The organism is Nocardioides ginkgobilobae (genome assembly GCF_054781275.1).
Window position 1 is genome coordinate 26252 of record NZ_BAAGUS010000019.1, and the last position, 19692, is coordinate 45943.

17 protein-coding genes are annotated in these 19692 nt (G+C 69.4%); 16 read left to right on the top strand and 1 reads right to left on the bottom strand.

Annotated features, from left to right (window positions below; translation table 11 throughout):
• The first annotated feature begins 8 nt into the window (after window positions 1–8).
• Window positions 9–437, top strand: coding sequence for a 50S ribosomal protein L11 (gene rplK, locus ACYVID_RS15695; protein WP_460738614.1), 429 nt, complete (start codon window positions 9–11; stop codon window positions 435–437).
• A 113-nt stretch (window positions 438–550) separates the two neighbouring features.
• Window positions 551–1273, top strand: a complete 723-nt coding sequence (rplA, locus tag ACYVID_RS15700; RefSeq protein WP_460738616.1) for a 50S ribosomal protein L1 — start codon at window positions 551–553, stop codon at window positions 1271–1273.
• Between the two features lie 301 nt (window positions 1274–1574).
• On the opposite strand, the gene ACYVID_RS15705 is transcribed toward rplA, so the two are convergent.
• Window positions 1575–2858, bottom strand: coding sequence for an aminotransferase class I/II-fold pyridoxal phosphate-dependent enzyme (locus tag ACYVID_RS15705; RefSeq protein WP_460738618.1), 1284 nt, complete (start codon window positions 2856–2858; stop codon window positions 1575–1577).
• Window positions 2859–3125: 267 nt separating this feature from the next.
• Between ACYVID_RS15705 and rplJ the strand changes: the two genes are divergently transcribed.
• The 14 genes from rplJ (at window position 3126) to rpoB (ending at window position 19656) form a co-directional block, all read left to right on the top strand.
• Complete coding sequence (rplJ, locus tag ACYVID_RS15710; RefSeq protein WP_460738620.1) at window positions 3126–3803, top strand: 50S ribosomal protein L10; 678 nt, start codon at window positions 3126–3128, stop codon at window positions 3801–3803.
• 83 nt (window positions 3804–3886) lie between these two features.
• Window positions 3887–4279: a 50S ribosomal protein L7/L12 gene (gene rplL / locus ACYVID_RS15715; protein WP_460738622.1), complete on the top strand. Its 393-nt coding sequence runs from the start codon at window positions 3887–3889 to the stop codon at window positions 4277–4279.
• 264 nt (window positions 4280–4543) lie between these two features.
• Window positions 4544–5497, top strand: coding sequence for an ABC transporter ATP-binding protein (locus tag ACYVID_RS15720; protein ID WP_460738675.1), 954 nt, complete (start codon window positions 4544–4546; stop codon window positions 5495–5497).
• 16 nt (window positions 5498–5513) lie between these two features.
• A complete protein-coding gene (locus ACYVID_RS15725) occupies window positions 5514–6299 on the top strand; it encodes an MlaE family ABC transporter permease (RefSeq protein ID WP_460738624.1) in 786 nt (261 codons plus the stop codon).
• Between the two features lie 5 nt (window positions 6300–6304).
• On the top strand, window positions 6305–7132 hold the full coding sequence (locus ACYVID_RS15730; protein WP_460738626.1) for an MlaE family ABC transporter permease: 828 nt from the start codon (window positions 6305–6307) through the stop codon (window positions 7130–7132).
• 3 nt (window positions 7133–7135) lie between these two features.
• On the top strand, window positions 7136–8416 hold the full coding sequence (locus ACYVID_RS15735; protein ID WP_460738628.1) for an MCE family protein: 1281 nt from the start codon (window positions 7136–7138) through the stop codon (window positions 8414–8416).
• Entirely contained in the window at window positions 8413–9447 is a 1035-nt protein-coding gene (locus ACYVID_RS15740) for an MCE family protein (RefSeq protein ID WP_460738630.1), read from the top strand. Before ACYVID_RS15735 ends, ACYVID_RS15740 begins: the two co-directional genes overlap by 4 nt.
• A complete protein-coding gene (locus tag ACYVID_RS15745) occupies window positions 9444–10430 on the top strand; it encodes an MCE family protein (protein WP_460738632.1) in 987 nt (328 codons plus the stop codon). Before ACYVID_RS15740 ends, ACYVID_RS15745 begins: the two co-directional genes overlap by 4 nt.
• Window positions 10427–11575 (top strand): MCE family protein, encoded by a 1149-nt coding sequence (locus tag ACYVID_RS15750; RefSeq protein ID WP_460738634.1) that lies wholly within the window; start codon window positions 10427–10429, stop codon window positions 11573–11575. Before ACYVID_RS15745 ends, ACYVID_RS15750 begins: the two co-directional genes overlap by 4 nt.
• Window positions 11572–12993 (top strand): MCE family protein, encoded by a 1422-nt coding sequence (locus tag ACYVID_RS15755; RefSeq protein WP_460738636.1) that lies wholly within the window; start codon window positions 11572–11574, stop codon window positions 12991–12993. The genes ACYVID_RS15750 and ACYVID_RS15755 overlap by 4 nt, the downstream gene beginning before the upstream one ends.
• On the top strand, window positions 12990–14282 hold the full coding sequence (locus tag ACYVID_RS15760) for an MCE family protein (protein ID WP_460738638.1): 1293 nt from the start codon (window positions 12990–12992) through the stop codon (window positions 14280–14282). The genes ACYVID_RS15755 and ACYVID_RS15760 overlap by 4 nt, the downstream gene beginning before the upstream one ends.
• On the top strand, window positions 14279–14998 hold the full coding sequence (locus tag ACYVID_RS15765; RefSeq protein WP_460738640.1) for a hypothetical protein: 720 nt from the start codon (window positions 14279–14281) through the stop codon (window positions 14996–14998). Before ACYVID_RS15760 ends, ACYVID_RS15765 begins: the two co-directional genes overlap by 4 nt.
• Window positions 14995–15939 (top strand): DnaJ domain-containing protein, encoded by a 945-nt coding sequence (locus tag ACYVID_RS15770; protein WP_460738642.1) that lies wholly within the window; start codon window positions 14995–14997, stop codon window positions 15937–15939. The genes ACYVID_RS15765 and ACYVID_RS15770 overlap by 4 nt, the downstream gene beginning before the upstream one ends.
• Window positions 15940–16182: 243 nt before the next feature.
• Window positions 16183–19656, top strand: coding sequence for a DNA-directed RNA polymerase subunit beta (gene rpoB / locus ACYVID_RS15775; protein WP_460738644.1), 3474 nt, complete (start codon window positions 16183–16185; stop codon window positions 19654–19656).
• The last annotated feature ends 36 nt before the right edge of the window (window positions 19657–19692 follow it).

The following is a 19692-nucleotide window of genomic DNA, read 5'->3' on the forward strand; positions in this document are numbered from 1 at the left end:
GAAGCAGCATGCCTCCGAAGAAGAAGATCGCTGCCCTGGTCAAGGTGCAGCTCCAGGCCGGCGCCGCCTCGCCGGCCCCGCCGGTCGGTACCGCCCTGGGTCCCCACGGCGTCAACATCATGGACTTCTGCAAGGCGTACAACGCCCAGACCGAGTCCATGCGCGGCAACGTCATCCCGGTCGAGATCACGATCTACGAGGACCGGACCTTCGACTTCATCACGAAGACGCCGCCGGCCTCCGAGCTGATCAAGAAGGCCGCTGGGCTGCAGAAGGGTTCCTCGGTCCCGCACAAGGACAAGGTCGGCTCGCTGACCAAGGACCAGGTGCGCGAGATCGCCCAGACCAAGCTGCCCGACCTCAACGCCAACGACGTCGAGGCCGCCATGAAGATCGTCGAGGGCACCGCCCGCTCGATGGGCATCACGACCGACTGACGTCCCCGGGCTCCGCCCGGTCGGACACCGACGTCAGCCGGCGTCGTACCCCTGTGGCAGGGCCGCGCTGGCCCGAGCGACCACACCTGGATCACAGAAGAAGGAACCCAGACATGCAGCGCAGCAAGACCTACCGCGCAGCGGCCGCCTCGTTCGACAAGAACGAGGTCTTCGCCCCGCTCGCCGCGATCAAGATCGCCAAGACCACCTCGAAGAAGAAGTTCGACGAGACCGTCGACGTCGTCATGCGTCTCGGCGTCGACCCCCGCAAGGCCGACCAGATGGTGCGCGGCACCGTCAACCTGCCCCACGGCACCGGCAAGACCGCCAAGGTCCTCGTCTTCGCCGTCGGTGACAAGGCCCAGGCCGCCCTCGACGCCGGTGCCGACGAGGTCGGTGGCGACGAGCTGATCGAGAAGGTGGCCGGCGGCTACCTCGACTTCGACGCCGTGGTCGCGACCCCGGACCTCATGGGCAAGGTCGGCCGCCTCGGCCGCGTGCTCGGTCCCCGCGGCCTCATGCCGAACCCCAAGACCGGCACGGTCACCCCCGACCCGGCCAAGGCCGTGACGGACATCAAGGGCGGCAAGATCGAGTTCCGCGTCGACCGCCACGCCAACCTGCACTTCATCATCGGCAAGGCGTCCTTCTCCGAGGTCAACCTCGCCGAGAACTACGCCGCCGCCCTCGAGGAGGTGCTGCGGCTCAAGCCGGCCAGCTCCAAGGGCCGCTACATCAAGAAGGTCACTGTCTCCACGACGATGGGCCCCGGCATCCAGGTCGACCCCAACCGCGTGAAGAACGTCGCCGTCGAGGACGAGGCCCCCACCGCCTGAGTCCCGCGCACGTACGTCGAAGGCCCGGCCCCCTCGCGGGGGCCGGGCCTTCGTGTCGTCGTGGGGGTGGTTGCGGTGGGGGCGGGGGTCGGGGTCGGTGCGCCGCTGCGCGGCGCCGACGGGCGGGCGGGACACCCCCTTCGTCGCTACCAGGCCGCTCGCTCGTCCCTCACGAGCGGCCCCGCCAGACCCAGCCACGCTCCTCCGGGGGCGCCCCGCCCGCCCGACGGCGCCGGGGGCAGCGCACCGACCCCGACCCCCGCTGTGCTGGGGGCCGGGTTGCTGTCGTGGGGTGCTGGTGTCAGCGGTTGCTGAGCGCCTCGGCGGCCGCGAGGGCGACGCAGGTGGCGACGCCGGCCATGGCGGTCTCGACCTGGTCCAGGGGCGGGAAGGTGGGGGCGAGGCGGATGTTGCGGTCGCGGGGGTCCTGGCCGTGGGGGAAGGAGGCGCCGGCGGGGGTGAGGGCGATGCCGGCCTCCTTGGCCAGCTGCACGACCCGGGTGGCGGTGCCGTCCATGACGTCGAGGTTGACGAAGTAGCCGCCGGTGGGCTGGGTCCACTCGGCGACCTCGAGGCCCTCGAGCTCGCTGGTGAGGGCGTCCTGGACGGCGGCGAACTTCGGGGCGATGAGCTCGCGGTGCTTGCGCATGTGGGCGCGGACGCCGTCGGCGTCGCCGAAGAACTCGACGTGACGCAGGTGGTTGACCTTGTCGGGGCCGATGGAGGCCATCCCGAGGTGCTTCAGGAACCAGGCCTTGTTGGTCTCCGACATCGCCATGACCGCGACGCCGGCGCCGGCGAAGGTGATCTTGGAGGTCGAGGCGAACATGATCGGCCGGTCGGGGTGGCCGTTGGCGGCGGCGATGGACAGGGCGTCAGCGCTCTTGACCTCGGTGTCGGTGAGGTGGTGCAGCGCGTAGGCGTTGTCCCAGAAGACCCGGAAGTCGGGAGCGGCGGTGGGCATCGACATCAGGGCGGTGGCGACCTCGACCGAGCAGACCGCGCCGGTGGGGTTGGCGTAGGTCGGGACGATCCACAGTCCCTTGAAGGCCGGGTCGTCGGCGACGAGGGCGCGGACGGCGTCGACGTCGGGGCCGTCCTCGTTCATCGGGACGGTGACCATCTCGATGCCGAAGTCGGCCAGCATGGAGAAGTGGCGGTCGTAGCCGGGGACCGGGCAGACGAACTTCACGACCGGCTCGTCCTTCCAGGGGCGCTCGGAGCCGGGGCCGCCCCAGAGCAGGAGGTCGACGAGCGCCTGGTGCATCATCGTGAGGCTGGAGTTGCCGCCGCAGATGACCTGCGCCGTCTCGACCCCCAGCAGCTCGGCGAACATCTCGCGCAGCTCGAGCAGGCCCTCGAGGCCGCCGTAGTTGCGGACGTCCGCGCCGGAGCGGTCGGTGTGGCCGGTGGGCAGCGAGAGCAGTGCCTCGGAGAGGTCGAGCTGGTCGCTGGCCGGCTTGCCCCGGGTGAGGTCCAGCGTCAGCCCGCGCTCCTTGAGGGCGGCGTACGCCGCCTGCTTCTCGGCCAGGAAGGCGGCGAGCTCGTCGGCGGACAGCGAGGACAGCGGGGCGCGGTCGGTCATGGTGCCGATCCTGCCAGCCCGGGGGAGGGGCGGTGGATTTGGTGGGCCCGCGTGGACCGCCGTACAGTTCACGCTCGTAACCAGAGACCGCCGGTCGGCGGGCTGCTCCGGCAGCCGGTCCGAAGGCCCCGCGAGAGCGGGCGACCTGCGCAGGTGAGCAGAGCCAGACCCGGTCCGCCGGTTCCACGCCCTGAGCGCCCGCGCTCGGGGCGTTCGTGATTTGCGCGGGTGCTTGGCGCGGTCTCTCCAGCAGAAGTGAGGAGACCCATGGCGCGGGCAGACAAGCAGGCGGCCGTCGCGGAGATCGTTGAGTCGTTCAACGCCTCCGCTGGTGCCGTGCTGACCGAGTACCGCGGTCTCACCGTGAAGGAGCTGCAGGACCTCCGCCGCTCCCTCGGCGAGAACGCCACGTACGCCGTGGTCAAGAACACGCTGGCCAAGCTGGCCGCCAACGAGGTCGGCATCTCCGGCTTCGACGACCTGCTGACCGGCCCCACCGCGATCGCCTTCATCAACGGCGACGTGGTCGAGGCCGCCAAGGGCCTGCGTGACTTTGCCAAGGCCAACCCCACCCTCGTGATCAAGGGTGGTGTCCTGGACGGCAAGCCCCTCGACGCGAACGAGATCGCCAAGCTGGCGAGCCTCGAGTCGCGTGAGGTGCTCCTGGGCAAGATGGCTGGTGCGATGCTCGCGTCGCTCAGCCAGGCCGTCTACCTGCTCAACGCCCCCCTGGCCCAGGCCGCCCGCCTCGCGGGTGCGCTCCAGGCCAAGGCCGAGCAGGACCCCTCGATCCTCGCAGGTGGTGCCGCCGCGTCCGATGTGGACAGCCCGGCCGCCGCCGAGGAGGCCCCTGCCGCGGACGCCGCGGACGAGGCCCCCGCTGACGAGGCCCCGGCTGCCGACGCCGCCGAGGCCTCCGACGAGGGCGACACCGCCGAGGCCTGAGCATCCGCTCACCCCGGCACACCACCACCTGAAACCCGGTGGCGACCACGAGGTCGCGACCACCACACGGAAGGAACGCCACCATGGCGAAGCTGAGCACTGACGAGCTCCTCGACGCGTTCAAGGAGATGACCCTCATCGAGCTCTCCGAGTTCGTGAAGCAGTTCGAGGAGACCTTCGGCGTCACCGCCGCTGCCCCGGTCGCCGTCGCCGCCGCCCCTGCTGCCGGCGGTGCCGGCGGTGGCGAGGCCGCCGCTGCCGAGCAGGACGAGTTCGACGTCATCCTCGAGGCCGCCGGTGACAAGAAGATCAACGTCATCAAGGAGGTGCGCGCCCTGACCTCCCTCGGTCTGAAGGAGGCCAAGGAGCTCGTCGAGGCCGCCCCGAAGCCGATCCTCGAGAAGGTCGCCAAGGACGCTGCCGACAAGGCGAAGGAGGCCCTCGAGGCCGCCGGCGCCACCGTCTCGGTCAAGTGACCCACCGGCCGTAGCCCGACTCCTCGGGCGCCGGCCACCACCTCGGCCCCGTCCCCCTCGTGGGGGCGGGGCCGAGGTGCATTTGCGCAGGTCACCACGGTGCCGTGCACCGCCGGTCAAGGTTGTGTCCCAAACATCGGCAGCCGAGTGACGCGCGTGACAAACTGCCGTAACCTCGCGGCGACAACGGCGTTGTTACTCGTGGGTGTGCGCAGCCACGAGGGAGGCAGCGCCTGGAGCAGCATGACGAAGGAGCACACGTACATGGGCGTGGAGATCAAGGTCGAGCACCTGAGCAAGTCCTTCGGAAAGCAGCTCATCTGGGGTGACGTCACCCTGACCGTCCCCGCGGGCGAGATCTGCGTGATGCTCGGTCCCTCGGGCACCGGCAAGTCGGTCTTCCTCAAGACCCTCATCGGGCTGCTGAAGCCCGACCAGGGCTCGATCATCATCGAGGGCACCGACATCGCCTCCTGCTCGGAGAAGGAGCTCTACGAGATCCGCAAGCTGTTCGGCGTGCTGTTCCAGGACGGCGCGATGTTCGGCTCGATGAACCTCTACGACAACGTCGCCTTCCCGCTGCGCGAGCACACCAAGAAGTCCGAGTCCGAGATCCGCTCCATCGTGATGGAGAAGATGGACCTCGTGGGTCTCCTCGGCGCCGAGGACAAGCTCCCGGGCGAGATCTCCGGCGGCATGCGCAAGCGCGCCGGCCTGGCCCGCGCGCTGGTGCTGGACCCCGAGATCGTCCTCTTCGACGAGCCCGACTCCGGCCTGGACCCGGTGCGCACCGCGTTCCTGAACCAGCTCATCGTCGACCTCAACGCCCAGATCGACGCGACGTTCCTCATCGTCACCCACGACATCAACACCGCTCGCACGGTGCCCGACAACATCGGACTGCTCTACCACAAGCACCTGGCGATGTTCGGCCCGCGCGAGATGCTGCTCTCCTCCGAGGAGCCCGTGGTCCGCCAGTTCCTCAACGCCCAGCGCGTGGGCCCGATCGGCATGTCCGAGGAGAAGGACGCCGACGAGCTCGCGGCCGAGGCCGACCAGGAGCTGCCGCCGCTGCCGCCGATCCCGCTGCAGCTCGAGCCCTCCAACGGCATCCCGCGCCGCTCCCAGCGGGAGCCCGGCGCCTGGTGCCGCGAGCACGGCGTGACCCCGCCGCCGGGCTCGTTCGAGGAGAACATGACCATGACCACGGGCGCCTGAGGAGCACGAGACACCAGTGGCGTCCATCACCGCGACCAGGGCGCTCGCCCCCGTCGGAGCGGCAGGCAAGCTCTTCGCCTTCGCCCTCGACGTGCTGCGAGGCCTGTTCCGTCGCCCCTTCCAGCTGCGGGAGTTCATCCAGCAGGCCTGGTTCATCGCGTCGGTCACGATCATCCCCACCGCGCTGGTCGCCATCCCCTTCGGTGCGGTCATCGCACTGCAGGTCGGTGGCCTGATCAAGCAGTTCGGTGCGCAGTCCTTCACCGGCTCGGCCTCGGTGCTCGCGGTCGTGCAGCAGGCCGCGCCAATCGCGACCGCGCTGCTGATCGCCGGTGCCGGCGGCTCGGCGATCGCCGCCGACCTCGGCGCCCGCAAGATCCGCGAGGAGCTCGACGCCATGATGGTGCTGGGCATCGACCCGATCCAGCGCCTGGTCGTCCCGCGCGTCCTGGCCGCCATCCTGGTGGCGGTCTTCCTCAACGGCCTGGTCTCCGTGGTCGGCGTGGCCGGCGGTTACGTCTTCAACGTGGTGCTCCAGGACGGCACACCAGGCGCCTACATCGCCAGCTTCACCGCACTGGCCCAGCTCCCCGACCTCTGGGTCGGTTTGATCAAGGCCGGGATCTTCGGCCTCATCGCCGCGATCGTGGCGGCCTACAAGGGCATGAACGCAGGAGGAGGGCCCAAGGGCGTGGGTGACGCGGTCAACGAGTCGGTCGTCATCACGTTCGTCCTGCTGTTCATCGTCAACTTCGTCATCAGCGCGATCTACCTCCAGGTCGTCCCCCCGAAGACGGGCTGATCACGATGGCGAACCTCAAGTCGGTCTACACGCGCCCCCTCTCGTCCCTCGACGACCTGGGCAAGCAACTCTCCTTCTACCTCCGTGCGCTCGCCGCGGCTCCCCAGGCCGCCGTGCGCTACCAGAAGGAGGTCCTGCGGATCCTCGCCGAGGTCACCCTCGGCTCGGGCTCCCTGGCCGTCATCGGCGGCACCGTCGGCGTCATCCTCTCGATGACCTTCTTCACCGGCGCCCAGGTCGGCCTCTCCGGCTACGCCGCGCTCGACCAGATCGGCACCGCGCCCTTCGCCGGCTTCGTCTCGGCCTACTTCAACACCCGCGAGATCGCCCCGCTGGTGGCGGGCATCGCGCTGGCCGCGACCGTCGGCTGCGGCTTCACCGCCCAGCTGGGCGCGATGCGCATCTCCGAGGAGATCGACGCCGTCGAGGTCATGGCGATCCCCTCGATGCAGTACCTCGTCTCCACGCGCATCGTCGGCGGCCTGATCGCGATCATCCCGCTCTACGTCGTCGGCCTGCTCTCGTCGTACTTCGCGACCAGGCTCACGGTGACGCAGTTCTACGGCCAGAGCGCGGGCACCTACGACTACTACTTCAACCAGTTCCTGCCACCGGGCGACGTGCTGTGGTCCTTCGGCAAGGTGCTGGTCTTCGCCGTCGTCGTCATCCTCATCCACTGCTACTACGGCTACACCGCCTCCGGCGGCCCGGCCGGCGTGGGTGTGGCCGTGGGACGCGCGGTGCGGACGTCCATCGTGGCCGTCAACGTGATCGACCTGTTCCTGTCGATGGCGATCTGGGGCACCACCACGACCGTGAGACTGGCGGGATAGGCGATGCTGAAGCAGTTCAAGCTCCTCGGGGTGGTCTTCCTCGCGCTGCTCCTCGGCGGCGTGTGGCTGACCTACGCCGTGTTCACCAAGCAGTTCGCCGAGTACGACGAGGTCACCCTCAAGACCTCCACCCTCGGCCTGCAGCTGCCCGAGCGCGGCGACGTCAAGATCCGAGGCGTCATCATCGGGGAGGTCCTCGACTTCCGCCCGACCGAGGAGGGCGCCGAGGTCACCTTGGGTATCTACCCCGAGGAGACCGAGACCGTGCCGGCCGACGTGACCGGCCAGATCGTGCCCAAGACCCTCTTCGGCGAGAAGTACGTCTCCCTGGAGATCCCCGAGTCGCCGAGCAGCGAGTCCATCGAGGCCGGCGACGTCATCGAGCAGACCAAGACCGCGACCGAGGTCGAGGCCGTCCTCAACGACCTCTTTCCCCTGCTGCGCGCTGTCCAGCCCGCCGAGCTCAACATGACGTTCAACGCCCTGGCCACAGCCCTGGAGGGCCGCGGCGACCAGCTCGGCGAGAACCTCGAGACCGTCGACAGCTACCTCAAGCGCTTCAACCCCCAGCTGCCGGCCCTGGTCGAAGACCTCCGCCTGACCTCGGAGTTCTCCGACATCTACGCCGACGTGCTGCCCGAGGTCGGGCAGATCCTGCGTGACCAGATCACGACCCTGGGCACGCTCGAGGCCCGCGAGGACACGCTCAACGCGCTCTTCAACGACGTCTCGGCCTTCTCCCGCACCACCGAGGACTTCCTGCGCACCAACGGCGACAACCTGATCCGCCTCGGCGAGGTCAGCGAGCCGCAGGTGCGGATGCTCGCCAAGTACGCCCCGCAGTTCTCCTGCCTGACCAGGGGCATCGTCAACGCCGGCAAGCTGCAGGCCGAGGCCTACCGCAACTTCACCCTGCACATCGTGCTGGAGACGCTGCCCAACCAGCCACGCGCCTACAACGTCAACGACCGGGCGCGCTTCGGCGAGGACCGCGGCCCCACCTGCCTGAACCTGCCCAACCCGCCCTGGAACCAGGACAACCCCGTGCGAGCGCAACCGAACTTCGACGACGGCGTCGACGAGCCAACCGGCAAGGGCACCAGCCGCGTGGCCCCCGGGCCGTGGTTCCGCAGCAGCGAGGGGTACGCCGGCACGCCCGGTGAGTCCGACCTGCTGAAGTCGCTGCTGGCCCCCGGCCTGGGCGTGACCACCGACGACGTCCCCGACCTCGGTCCGCTCCTGCTCGGGCCCCTGGCGCGTGGCGCGGAGGTGAGCATGCGATGAAGCTGCTCGACGCCAAGACCTCCGCCGACCTCGCGCGGCTGCTGGTCTTCATCGTGGTCACGACGCTGGCCACCAGCCTCCTGGTCATCATGGTCGGCAACCTCACCTTCGGTGAGTCCAAGACCTACAAGGCCGAGTTCGTCGACGCCACGGGCGTGGTCGACGGCGACGACGTGCGGGTGGCCGGGGTCAAGGTCGGCAGCGTCAGCGACGTCGAGATCATCGACCGCACGCGGGCGCTGGTGACCTTCGACGTCGATGCCGACGTCCCGGTCACCCTGGCCACCAACGCCGCCATCCGCTATCGCAACCTGGTCGGGCAGCGCTACATCTCGCTGACCCAGCAGGTGGGGGACACCACGCCGCTGGAGGAGAACGCGGTCATCGACGTCCGCAACACCAGCCCGGCGCTCGACCTGACAGTGCTCTTCAACGGCTTCAAGCCGCTGTTCCAGGCGCTCTCGCCCGACGACATCAACCAGCTGTCCTTCGAGATCGTCCAGGTCTTCCAGGGCGAGGGCGGCACGCTCGAGAGCCTGCTGGCCTCGACCGCCTCGGTCACCCAGACGCTCGCGGACCGCGACGAGGTCATCACCGACCTGATCGTCAACCTCGACGACGTGCTGGACCGGGTCGCCGACCGCGACGAGGAGCTCAGCGACCTGATCCTCACCTTCAAGCAGCTGGTCAAGGGGCTCAAGCAGGACCGTGGTCCGATCCTGGACTCCCTGGAGCAGATCTCGGCGCTCTCGGAGGAGACCGCCTCGCTGGTCACCGGCATCCGCAAGCCCTTCACCAACGACATCAAGCAGCTGCGTCGCTTCGCCGACAACATCAACCGCAACAAGGGTGAGCTGGACCGTGCGCTGCAGGTGCTCCCGATCAAGCTGGAGAAGCTGGGTCGGACCGCGATCTACGGCTCCTACTTCAACTTCTACCTGTGCCACTTCGAGGGTCGGGTCCGCCTCCCTGGCGGCACGCCGGTCCCGGTCGACTACAACGTGGGTGGAGCGAGGTGTGACCTCGGATGAAGCCCTTCCGTGAGCGCAACCCGGTCGTCATCGGCGCGATCAGCATCGCCGTGCTGGCGCTGCTCCTCGTCGGCGGCTTCCGGGCCCAGGACCTGCCGCTGATCGGTGGCGGGGACACCTACTACGCCAACTTCTCCGAGGCCGGCGGGATCAAGGTCGGCGACGAGGTCCGCATCGCGGGCGTCCGCGTCGGCGCCGTGGAGAGCATCGAGCTCGACGGCGACCAGGTGCGGGTCGGCTTCCGGGTCAAGACCGACTCCCAGTTCGGTCCGACGTCCCGCGCCGACCTCAAGGTCAAGACGCTGCTCGGCGACATGTTCCTCGCCGTCGAGCCGGCCGGCTCGGGTCAGATGGAGGAGGGCGCGACGATCCCGGTCGAGCGCACCAGCTCCCCCTACGACGTGGTCGAGGCCTTCGAGGGCCTGGCCGAGACCGCCGGTGACATCGACACCGACCAGCTGGCGCAGTCGCTGACCGTCCTGGCCGACCTGACCCGCAACACCCCCGAGGAGTTCCAGGGGGCCCTGGAGGGCGTCTCGGCGCTCTCGGCGAACGTCGCGGCCAAGAACGACCAGATCAACAGCCTGCTGCAGAACCTCGAGCGGGTCTCCACGGTCCTCGACGACCGCGACGAGGACATCATCGAGCTCATGCGCGACGCCGACGTGCTCTTCCAGGCGCTCGTCGCCCGGCGCGACGCGGTCAACCGGCTGCTCGTCTCGACCACCCAGCTGTCCCGGGAGCTGACCGCCCTGGTGCAGGACACCGAGGCCGACCTGCGTCCGGCCCTCGAGAGCCTCGAGGAGGTGCTCGACGTCCTGAACAAGAACGAGGACAACATCGACGACAGCCTGCGGCTGATGGCGCCCTTCTACCGCGTCTTCGCCAACACCCTGGGCAGCGGGCCGTGGTTCGACACCTACATCCAGAACTTCCCGCTGGCCCCGCTGCCGGACGTGACCGACGGAGGGGGCATCGGATGAGCGGCGCACTGGACGTCCTGCGCAAGGTGGCCGTGCCGCTGGTGCTGCTGGCCCTCGTGGTCGCGGCCGCGGTGACGATGCTCGGCGGCGAGGAGCGCAAGATGCTCACCGCGGCGTTCCCGCGCACGGTCTCGGTCTACGAGGGTTCCGACGTGAGGGTGCTCGGCGTGCCGGTCGGCACCGTCGAGACCGTGACCCCCTCGGGCACCGAGGTCCTGGTGACCATGAGCTACGACGCCGACGTGCAGCTGCCGGCCGACGCCACGGCCGTCATCATCGCGCCCTCCATCGTGGGCGACCGGTTCATCCAGCTCACCCCGGCCTACACCGGCGGAGAGGTGCTGGAGTCCGGGGAGGTGCTGGGCGTCGACCGCACCGCCACCCCGCTGGAGCTCGACGACATCTACGCCAGCCTCGACGACCTCAACGTCGCGCTGGGCCCCAACGGTGCCAACCGGGACGGCGCGCTCACCGACCTCCTGGAGGTCACCGCGGAGAACTTCGGCGGCCAGGGAGCCCGTTTCAACCAGACGATCTCCGACTTCAGCGACCTCAGCGCGACCCTGGACGACAACAAGGAGGAGCTCTTCTCCTCCCTGACCGAGGTCCAGGCCTTCGTCAGCACGCTGGCCGAGAACGACGAGACCGTGCGGCAGTTCAACACCTCGCTGGCCTCGGTCAGCGACCTGCTCGCCGGGGAGCGCGAGGAGCTCGTGGCCTCCCTCGACAACCTCGGCACCGCCCTGGGCCAGGTCAAGGACTTCGTGGAGACCAACGAGGCCGTGCTGGGTCGCGACATCACCAAGCTCAACCGGGTCGCGCGCGTGCTGGTGAAGCAGCGGGCCAACGTCGAGGAGATCCTCGCGGTCGCTCCGCTCGCGCTGAACAACCTCGCGCTCACCTACAACCCGCAGGCCGGCACGCTCGACACCAACGCCAACATCGGCAACGTCGAGACCCAGCTCGCCAACGACCCGGGGCTCATCCTGTGCACCGTGGTCAACCAGATCGACCCGACCGGGGCGCTCTGCGACCTGGTCCAGTCCCAGGCGCCGCGTGCCGGGGCCCTGCGAGGCGCGACCCCGCTCGTCGCCCCGCCGGTCTCGGACCCGACCCTGGGTGGTCTCGTGGAGGTGACCCGATGACGCGCCGTACGACGCTGCGACGCACCCGGCTGGTGCTGGGCATGGTGCTCGCCTCGGTCACCCTCTCGGCCTGCGAGTTCGACGTCTACTCACTACCGCTGCCGGGTGGTCCCGACACCGGCGAGGACCCGATCACCATCACCGCCCAGTTCGCCGACGTCCTCGACCTGGTCCCCAAGTCGACGGTCAAGGTCAACGACGTCACCGTCGGCAAGGTGACCGACGTCGACCTCGAGGGCTACACCGCCACGGTCACCATGGAGCTGCGCAACGACGTGGACCTCCCCGACGACGCGGTCGCGCGCCTGCGCCAGACCTCGCTGCTCGGTGAGAAGTTCGTCGAGCTCGACGAGCCGCCCACGGGCGGCTCCGAGGAGCGCCTGGGCGACGGCGACGTCATCGAGATCGAGAGCACCGGGCGCAACCCCGAGGTCGAGGAGGTGCTGGGGGCGCTGTCCCTGGTGCTCAACGGCGGCGGCGTGGCCCAGCTCAAGACCATCTCCTCCGAGCTCAACAACGCCCTGGAGGGGCGCGAGGACTCCGCCCGCTCCGTGCTCCAGCAGGTCGACACCCTGGTCGGCACCCTCGACGACAACAAGGACGACATCGTCGACGCGATCCAGCGCCTCAACCAGCTGGCCATCGCGGTGCGCCAGCAGCAGGGCACCATCGACGACGCGCTCGACGAGCTGCCGAGCGCCCTGCGATCCCTGGACAGCCAGCGCGAGGACCTCGTGCAGATGCTCCAGGCGCTCAACGAGCTCGGCGACGTGGGCGTCCGGGTCATCGAGCAGTCCAAGGACACCACGATCGAGACGATCCGCCAGCTGCAGCCGGTGCTGACCGAGCTGGCCAACTCCGGCGACGCCTTCGTGAAGTCCTTCAACGCGGCGCTGACCTACCCCTTCGTCGACGAGGTCGTCGGCCGCGACCCGCAGGTGGCCCGCAACCTGCACATGGGTGACTACACCAACCTCTCCATGCAGCTCGAGGTCGACCTCTCCGGCGGTGTCACGGGGGTCCCGTCGGAGCTCCCGACGGTGCTGCCCACCGAGCTGGACCCGACGGCGGTGCTCGACCTGGTCGCCCGGTGCCTGGCCAGCGGCGACCTGGAGTCCAAGCCGTGCCAGAAGGTGCTCGACGACCTGGCGCTGGTCCTGGAGCTGCGTGAGGAGTGCGCCAAGCCCAAGAACGAGGACGTCGCGGTCTGCACGGCGCTCAACCAGGTGCCCGGGCTCCCGGGGATCGGTGGCCTCAACGAGCTGCCGCTGCCGCTGCTGGGCTCCTCCGGCGGTCTGCTGCGGCCGGCCCCCGGCGAGGGTGGCCGTGCCCAGCGCGGGCCCACGGTGGGCCAGCTGACCGAGCTCTACGACGCCGACCTCGTCGGCCTGATGGTCCCGGGGATGGTGGTGTCGTGATCACCCGTCGCACCAAGGTGCAGCTGCTGGTCTTCGTGGTGATCACGCTGGTCGGCGTCAGCTTCGTCGGCGCGCGCTACGCCAAGCTCGACCGGCTGTTCTACGACAGCAGCTACACCGTGACTGCCCACTTCGCGGCCTCCGGCGGCATCTTCGCCGGCGGCGAGGTCACCTACCGCGGCGTCAAGATCGGCACCGTCGAGAGCATGACCCTCACCGACGAGGGGGTCGACGTCGACCTCGCGATCGACAACGAGTTCGACGACATCCCCGCCGAGACCCTGGCGCTGGTCGGCAACAAGTCCGCGGTCGGCGAGCAGTACGTCGAGCTCCAGCCGACCTCGGACGAGGCCCCCTACCTCGAGGACGGCTCGGAGATCGCCGTCGAGGACACCCGGACCCCGATCCAGGTGGAGACCCTGCTCTCCAACCTCGCCACCACCGTCGGCTCGGTGGACCTCGACGCGCTGCGCACGACGGTCTCCGAGCTGGGCGCGGCCTTCGCGGGCACCGGCGAGGACCTGCAGCAGATCATCGACACCGGCAACGGCTTCATCAACGCTGCCAACGACAACTTCGACACCACCACGGCGCTCATCCGCGACGCCAACACGGTGCTGACGGGCCAGATCGAGTCGGAGAGCTCCATCCGCTCCTTCGCCCGTGACCTGTCGCTGTTCACCGGTGCGCTGGCCGACGCCGACCCGGCGATCAACCGCCTGCTCGACAACGGCTCCACCGCCGCCGTCGCGCTGCGCCGGCTGATCGAGGACAACGAGGTCGAGCTCGGCGACCTGGTGAACAACCTGATCACCACCGGCGAGATCGTCACGCGTCGCCTGCCCGGGATCGAGCAGATCCTGGTGATCTACCCCTACGTGGTCGAGGGCGGTTTCACCGTCGTCTCCAAGTCCCCGGACACCGGGCTCTACGACGCGCACTTCGGCCTGATCATCACCGACCAGCCGATCTGCACCGAGGGCTACGAGGGCACCGACAGGCGACCCCCGCAGAACGGCGAGAACCGGCCGATGAACGAGCAGGCCCGCTGCGAGGAGCCGCCGGCGGTCACCAACGCCCGCGGTGCGCACACCGTCTACGACCGGTTCCGCGCCCCGGCCGACTACGACGCTCCCGTCGTGGCCTCCTACGACTCCGACAGCGGCCGCCTCACCTGGGGCGACCGGGTCCCCGGCTCCCAGTCCTCCCCCGGTACGGTGGCTCCGTCCACCCTGGGGAAGGAGTCCTGGAAGTGGCTGTACCTCCAGCCCCTCGCGTCGGGTCGGTGACCCAGGAGGAGGGGACCCCCGGAAGCGGGACCTCCGGAGCCACCTCGGCCTCGCACGGGTTCCGCCTCGGGCTGCTCGTCGTCCTCGTCCTGGTCCTGGTGGGCTCGCTCGCCTGGACCGGTTACCTGGTGGCGACACGGACCTCCAGCGCCAGCGGGAGCCTGCCCGAGCGGGTCGGTGACGTGCTGAGCGGGGAGGACGCGATCGCCGCCCAGCGCGAGCGGGTCATGGACGTCGCCTCGCAGTTCATGCTCCGGGTCAACACCTACGGCCCCGACGACCTGGCCGAGGACGGCACGATGCCGGACTACCGCGAGCGCGTCGGAGAGCTGATCACCCCCGCCTTCCGTGCCGACTTCGAGACGCAGGTCGGCACCGCCGAGCAGACCGTCGCGCAGGCGCAGCTGGGTCGGGAGTGCGAGGTCTACGGCGTGGGCGTCTCCACGATGGATGCCGACTCCGCCACCGCGCTGGTCGCCGGGGTCTTCACCAACAGCTATCCCGGCAACGGCCGCCGGGCCGGCGAGAGGGTGGAGTCCGAGCCGGCCCCGTTCCGCGTGCGGATCTCCCTGGTCAAGATCGCGGGGGAGTGGCTGGTCGACGACTTCGCGCCCGTGACCGGCGCCGGGCTCTCGCTCGACCCGTCCGCAGCGCCCGGTGAGCCCGCCGACCCCACCGCCCCGCCGACCGACGAGGCCCCGGAGGAGCAGCAGTGAGCGCCGGCCCCAGCTGGTACGACGTCCTGGGCGTCGAGCCCACCGCGGACGCCGCGGAGATCCGCGCCGCGTGGCGGGCGGCCATCGCCGAGCTGGACCCGACCGAGCGACGCTTCCGCTCGCTCAACCAGGCCGCGGAGGTGCTGCTCGACGAGCAGTCCCGGGCGGCGTACGACGCCGAGCTGGCGGGCGCGGGTCCCGCACTCTCCGCCGGTCGAGGCGCGGACGCTCCCACCATCGGTCGAGGTGCGAGCGCAGCGAGCCACGAGACCCCTGCGGACCCCGAGCCGGCAGCAGCCGAGCGCCAGCGCCCCCGTCTGCGCCGCCGCGAGAAGGCGGCGGCTGCCGCCGACGCTGGTCGAGGTGGGAGCACCCCTTCCGCCGGTCGAGGTGCGAGCGCAGCGAGCCACGAGACCCCCTCGCGCCTCCCGCTGGTGCCGTCGTGGGCGTTGATCCTGGCCGCGGTCCTGGCGACCCTCGGTGTCGTCGCCGCGACCCTCGCCTCGGTCCAGGCCGGCGAGCCGGTCAGCGACGAGGGCGGTGCGCTGGTGGAGCAGTCTGCGGAGGAGGCGCGCAACGCCGCCGTCCGCGCGGTCGTGCCGGTGCTGTCCTTCGACTACCGCACGCTGGAGGAGGACGCGGCGGCCGCCCGGTCCTACATGACTTCCTCCTACCAGGAGGAGAAGTACGACCCGCTGTTCGAGGTGATCCAGGAGAACGCGGACAACACCCAGACGGTGGTCGAGGTCCAGGTCGTCGACTCCGCCGTCACCCGGACCGGCGACGGCCGCGTCGAGATCCTGCTCTTCGTGGACCGGCCGACCACCAACCGGGACAGCCAGGAGCCGGTCGTCTACAAGGACCAGGCCACGCTGACCATGGCGGAGGTCGACGGCCAGTGGCTGGTCGACGACCTGCGCACCTCGCCGATCCAGGAGTGAGGCTGGAGGGCCGGCGACCCGCCGCGTCCTCCACACCGTCGCCGCGAGGTGCTTGACCTCGGGCGCCGCGGGCCGCACACTCGTCGGGACGTCGATCTGAGTGGACGCCGATCTTGTGGCGCGCCCGACGTTCGGGTAACGTGGCGCCTTGCGCCTGCCCTCAAATGCTCTTCAGCCTGTCCGGTGGCTGTCGAAGTGGGGGGCCGTGCGCCATCGATGAGTTGACCCGTCGAAGGATCCCTCTTGGCTGCGCCTGCCTCCACCCCGCTCAACCCCTCCGGCTCCCGCCGCATCTCGTTCGCGAAGATCGCCGAACCTCTCGAGGTTCCCCAGCTCCTCTCCCTGCAGACCGACAGCTTCGACTGGCTCGTCGGCAACGACAAGTGGACCGCCGAGGTCGAGCGTCGGCGGGCCGAGGGCGAGGACGTCTCCGAGAAGTCCGGTCTCCAGGAGATCTTCGAGGAGATCTCCCCGATCGAGGACTTCTCCGAGACCATGTCGCTCTCGTTCGAGAACCCGGTCTTCTACGACCCCAAGTACTCCGTGGACGAGTGCAAGGAGAAGGACTTCACCTACTCCGCGCCGCTCTACGTCTCCGCCGAGTTCACCAACAACGACACCGGTGAGATCAAGGGCCAGACGGTCTTCATGGGCGACTTCCCGCTCATGACGCCCAAGGGCACCTTCGTCATCAACGGCACCGAGCGCGTCGTGGTCTCCCAGCTGGTCCGCAGCCCGGGCGTCTACTTCGAGCGCACCGCCGACAAGACCTCCGACAAGGACATCTACACCGCCAAGCTCATCCCGAGCCGTGGCGCGTGGCTGGAGTTCGAGATCGACAAGCGTGACATGGTCGGCGTCCGTCTCGACCGCAAGCGCAAGCAGAACGTCACCGTGCTGCTCAAGGCCCTCGGCTGGACCAACGAGCAGATCCGCGAGGAGTTCGGCGAGTTCGAGTCGATGATGCTGACCCTGGAGAAGGACCACACCCAGGGCCAGGACGACGCGCTGCTCGACATCTACCGCAAGCTGCGCCCGGGCGAGCCCCCGACGCGTGAGGCCGCGCAGACGCTGCTGAACAACTACTACTTCAACCCCAAGCGCTACGACCTGGCCAAGGTCGGTCGCTACAAGATCAACAAGAAGCTCGGCCTGACCGAAGCCTTCGACCAGCAGACGCTGACCGTCGACGACGTCGTCGCCGCGATCAAGTACATCGTCGCGCTGCACGACGGCCGCGAGCAGATCGAGGCGCCCCAGGGCACCCTCGACATCTCCGCCGACGACATCGACCACTTCGGCAACCGCCGCATGCGCACCGTGGGCGAGCTGATCCAGAACCAGCTCCGCACCGGTCTGGCCCGCATGGAGCGCGTGGTCCGCGAGCGGATGACGACCCAGGACGTCGAGGCGATCACGCCGCAGTCGCTGATCAACATCCGGCCCGTCGTCGCGGCGCTGAAGGAGTTCTTCGGCACCTCGCAGCTGAGCCAGTTCATGGACCAGACCAACCCGATCGCCGGTCTGACCCACAAGCGCCGCCTCTCCGCGCTCGGCCCGGGTGGTCTCTCCCGCGACCGCGCCGGCATGGAGGTCCGCGACGTCCACCCCTCGCACTACGGCCGCATGTGCCCGATCGAGACCCCTGAGGGTCCCAACATCGGTCTGATCGGCTCGCTGGCCTCCTACGGACGCATCAACCCGTTCGGCTTCGTGGAGACGCCCTACCGCAAGGTGGAGAACGGCCGGGTCACCGACCAGATCGACTACCTCACCGCCGACGACGAGGACCGGGTCGTCATCGCCCAGGCCAACGCCGCTCTCGACGCCGACGGCCGCTTCGTGGACGAGCGGGTGCTGGTGCGCCAGCGCGACGGGGAGGTCTCCGAGCTCCTCGCCGAGGAGGTCGACTACATGGACGTCTCGCCGCGCCAGATGGTGTCGGTCGCGACGGCCCTGATCCCCTTCCTCGAGCACGACGACGCCAACCGTGCGCTCATGGGCGCCAACATGCAGCGCCAGGCCGTGCCGCTGATCCGCAGCGACAGCCCGCTGGTCGGCACCGGCATCGAGTACCGCGCCGCGGTCGACGCCGGTGACGTGGTCGTCGCCGAGGCCGCCGGTGTGGTCAAGGAGGTGTCCGCCGACCTCATCGAGACGATGAACGACGACGGCACCTACTCCTCCTACCGCCTGGCCAAGTTCAAGCGCTCCAACCAGGGCACCTGCATCAACCAGCGTCCGCTGGTCGCCGAGGGCGACCGGGTCGAGGTCGGCTCGCCGATCGCCGACGGTCCGTGCACCGACGACGCCGAGATGGCGCTGGGCACGAACCTGCTGGTCGCCTTCATGCCGTGGCAGGGCCACAACTACGAGGACGCGATCATCCTGTCGCAGCGCCTCGTGCAGGAGGACGTGCTCACCTCGATTCACATCGAGGAGCACGAGGTCGACGCCCGCGACACCAAGCTCGGCCCCGAGGAGATCACCCGGGACATCCCCAACGTCTCCGAGGAGGGCCTGGCCGACCTCGACGAGCGCGGCATCATCCGGATCGGCGCGGAGGTCACCACCGGTGACATCCTCGTCGGCAAGGTGACCCCCAAGGGCGAGACCGAGCTGACCCCCGAGGAGCGCCTCCTGCGCGCGATCTTCGGCGAGAAGGCGCGCGAGGTGCGCGACACCTCGATGAAGGTCCCCCACGGCGAGTCCGGCACCGTCATCGGCGTCCGGGTCTTCGACCGCGAGGACGGCGACGAGCTGCCCCCGGGCGTCAACCAGCTGGTGCGCGTCTACGTCGCCCAGAAGCGGAAGATCTCGGTCGGCGACAAGCTGGCCGGCCGCCACGGCAACAAGGGCGTCATCGCCAAGATCCTGCCCGTCGAGGACATGCCGTTCATGCAGGACGGCACCCCGGTCGACGTGATCCTCAACCCGCTGGGCGTGCCGCGACGCATGAACATCGGGCAGATCCTCGAGCTGCACCTCGGCTGGCTGGCCAAGCAGGGCTGGGACCTCGACCTGCACCAGGGCGACAAGGGCGAGTGGGCGGAGCGGCTGATGTCGATCCACGCCGACAAGTCCGCCCCGGGCACCAAGGTCGCGACCCCGGTCTTCGACGGCGCCCGCGAGGACGAGATCACCGGCCTGCTCGGTGCGACCTACCCCAACCGCGACGGCGAGCGGATGATCGACGAGACCGGCAAGGCGCGGCTCTTCGACGGTCGCTCCGGCGAGCCGTTCCCGGACCCGGTGTCGGTCGGCTACATGTACATCCTGAAGCTGCACCACCTCGTGGACGACAAGATCCACGCGCGCAGCACCGGCCCTTACTCGATGATCACGCAGCAGCCCCTGGGCGGTAAGGCCCAGTTCGGCGGCCAGCGGTTCGGCGAGATGGAGGTCTGGGCCATGGAGGCGTACGGCGCCGCCTACGCCCTGCAGGAGCTGTTGACGATCAAGTCCGACGACGTCCCCGGACGCGTCAAGGTCTACGAGGCGATCGTGAAGGGCGAGAACATCCCCGACTCCGGCATCCCCGAGTCGTTCAAGGTGCTCGTCAAGGAGATGCAGTCGCTGTGCCTGAACGTGGAGGTCCTCTCCCAGGACGGCACCAGCATCGAGCTCCGTGACGCGGAGGAGGACGTCTTCCGCGCCGCCGAGGAGCTCGGCATCGACCTGTCCCGTCGCGAGCCCAGCTCGGTCGAAGAGGTGTGAGTCCCGGTACGCCGGCGCGCACCGCGTGCCGGCGTA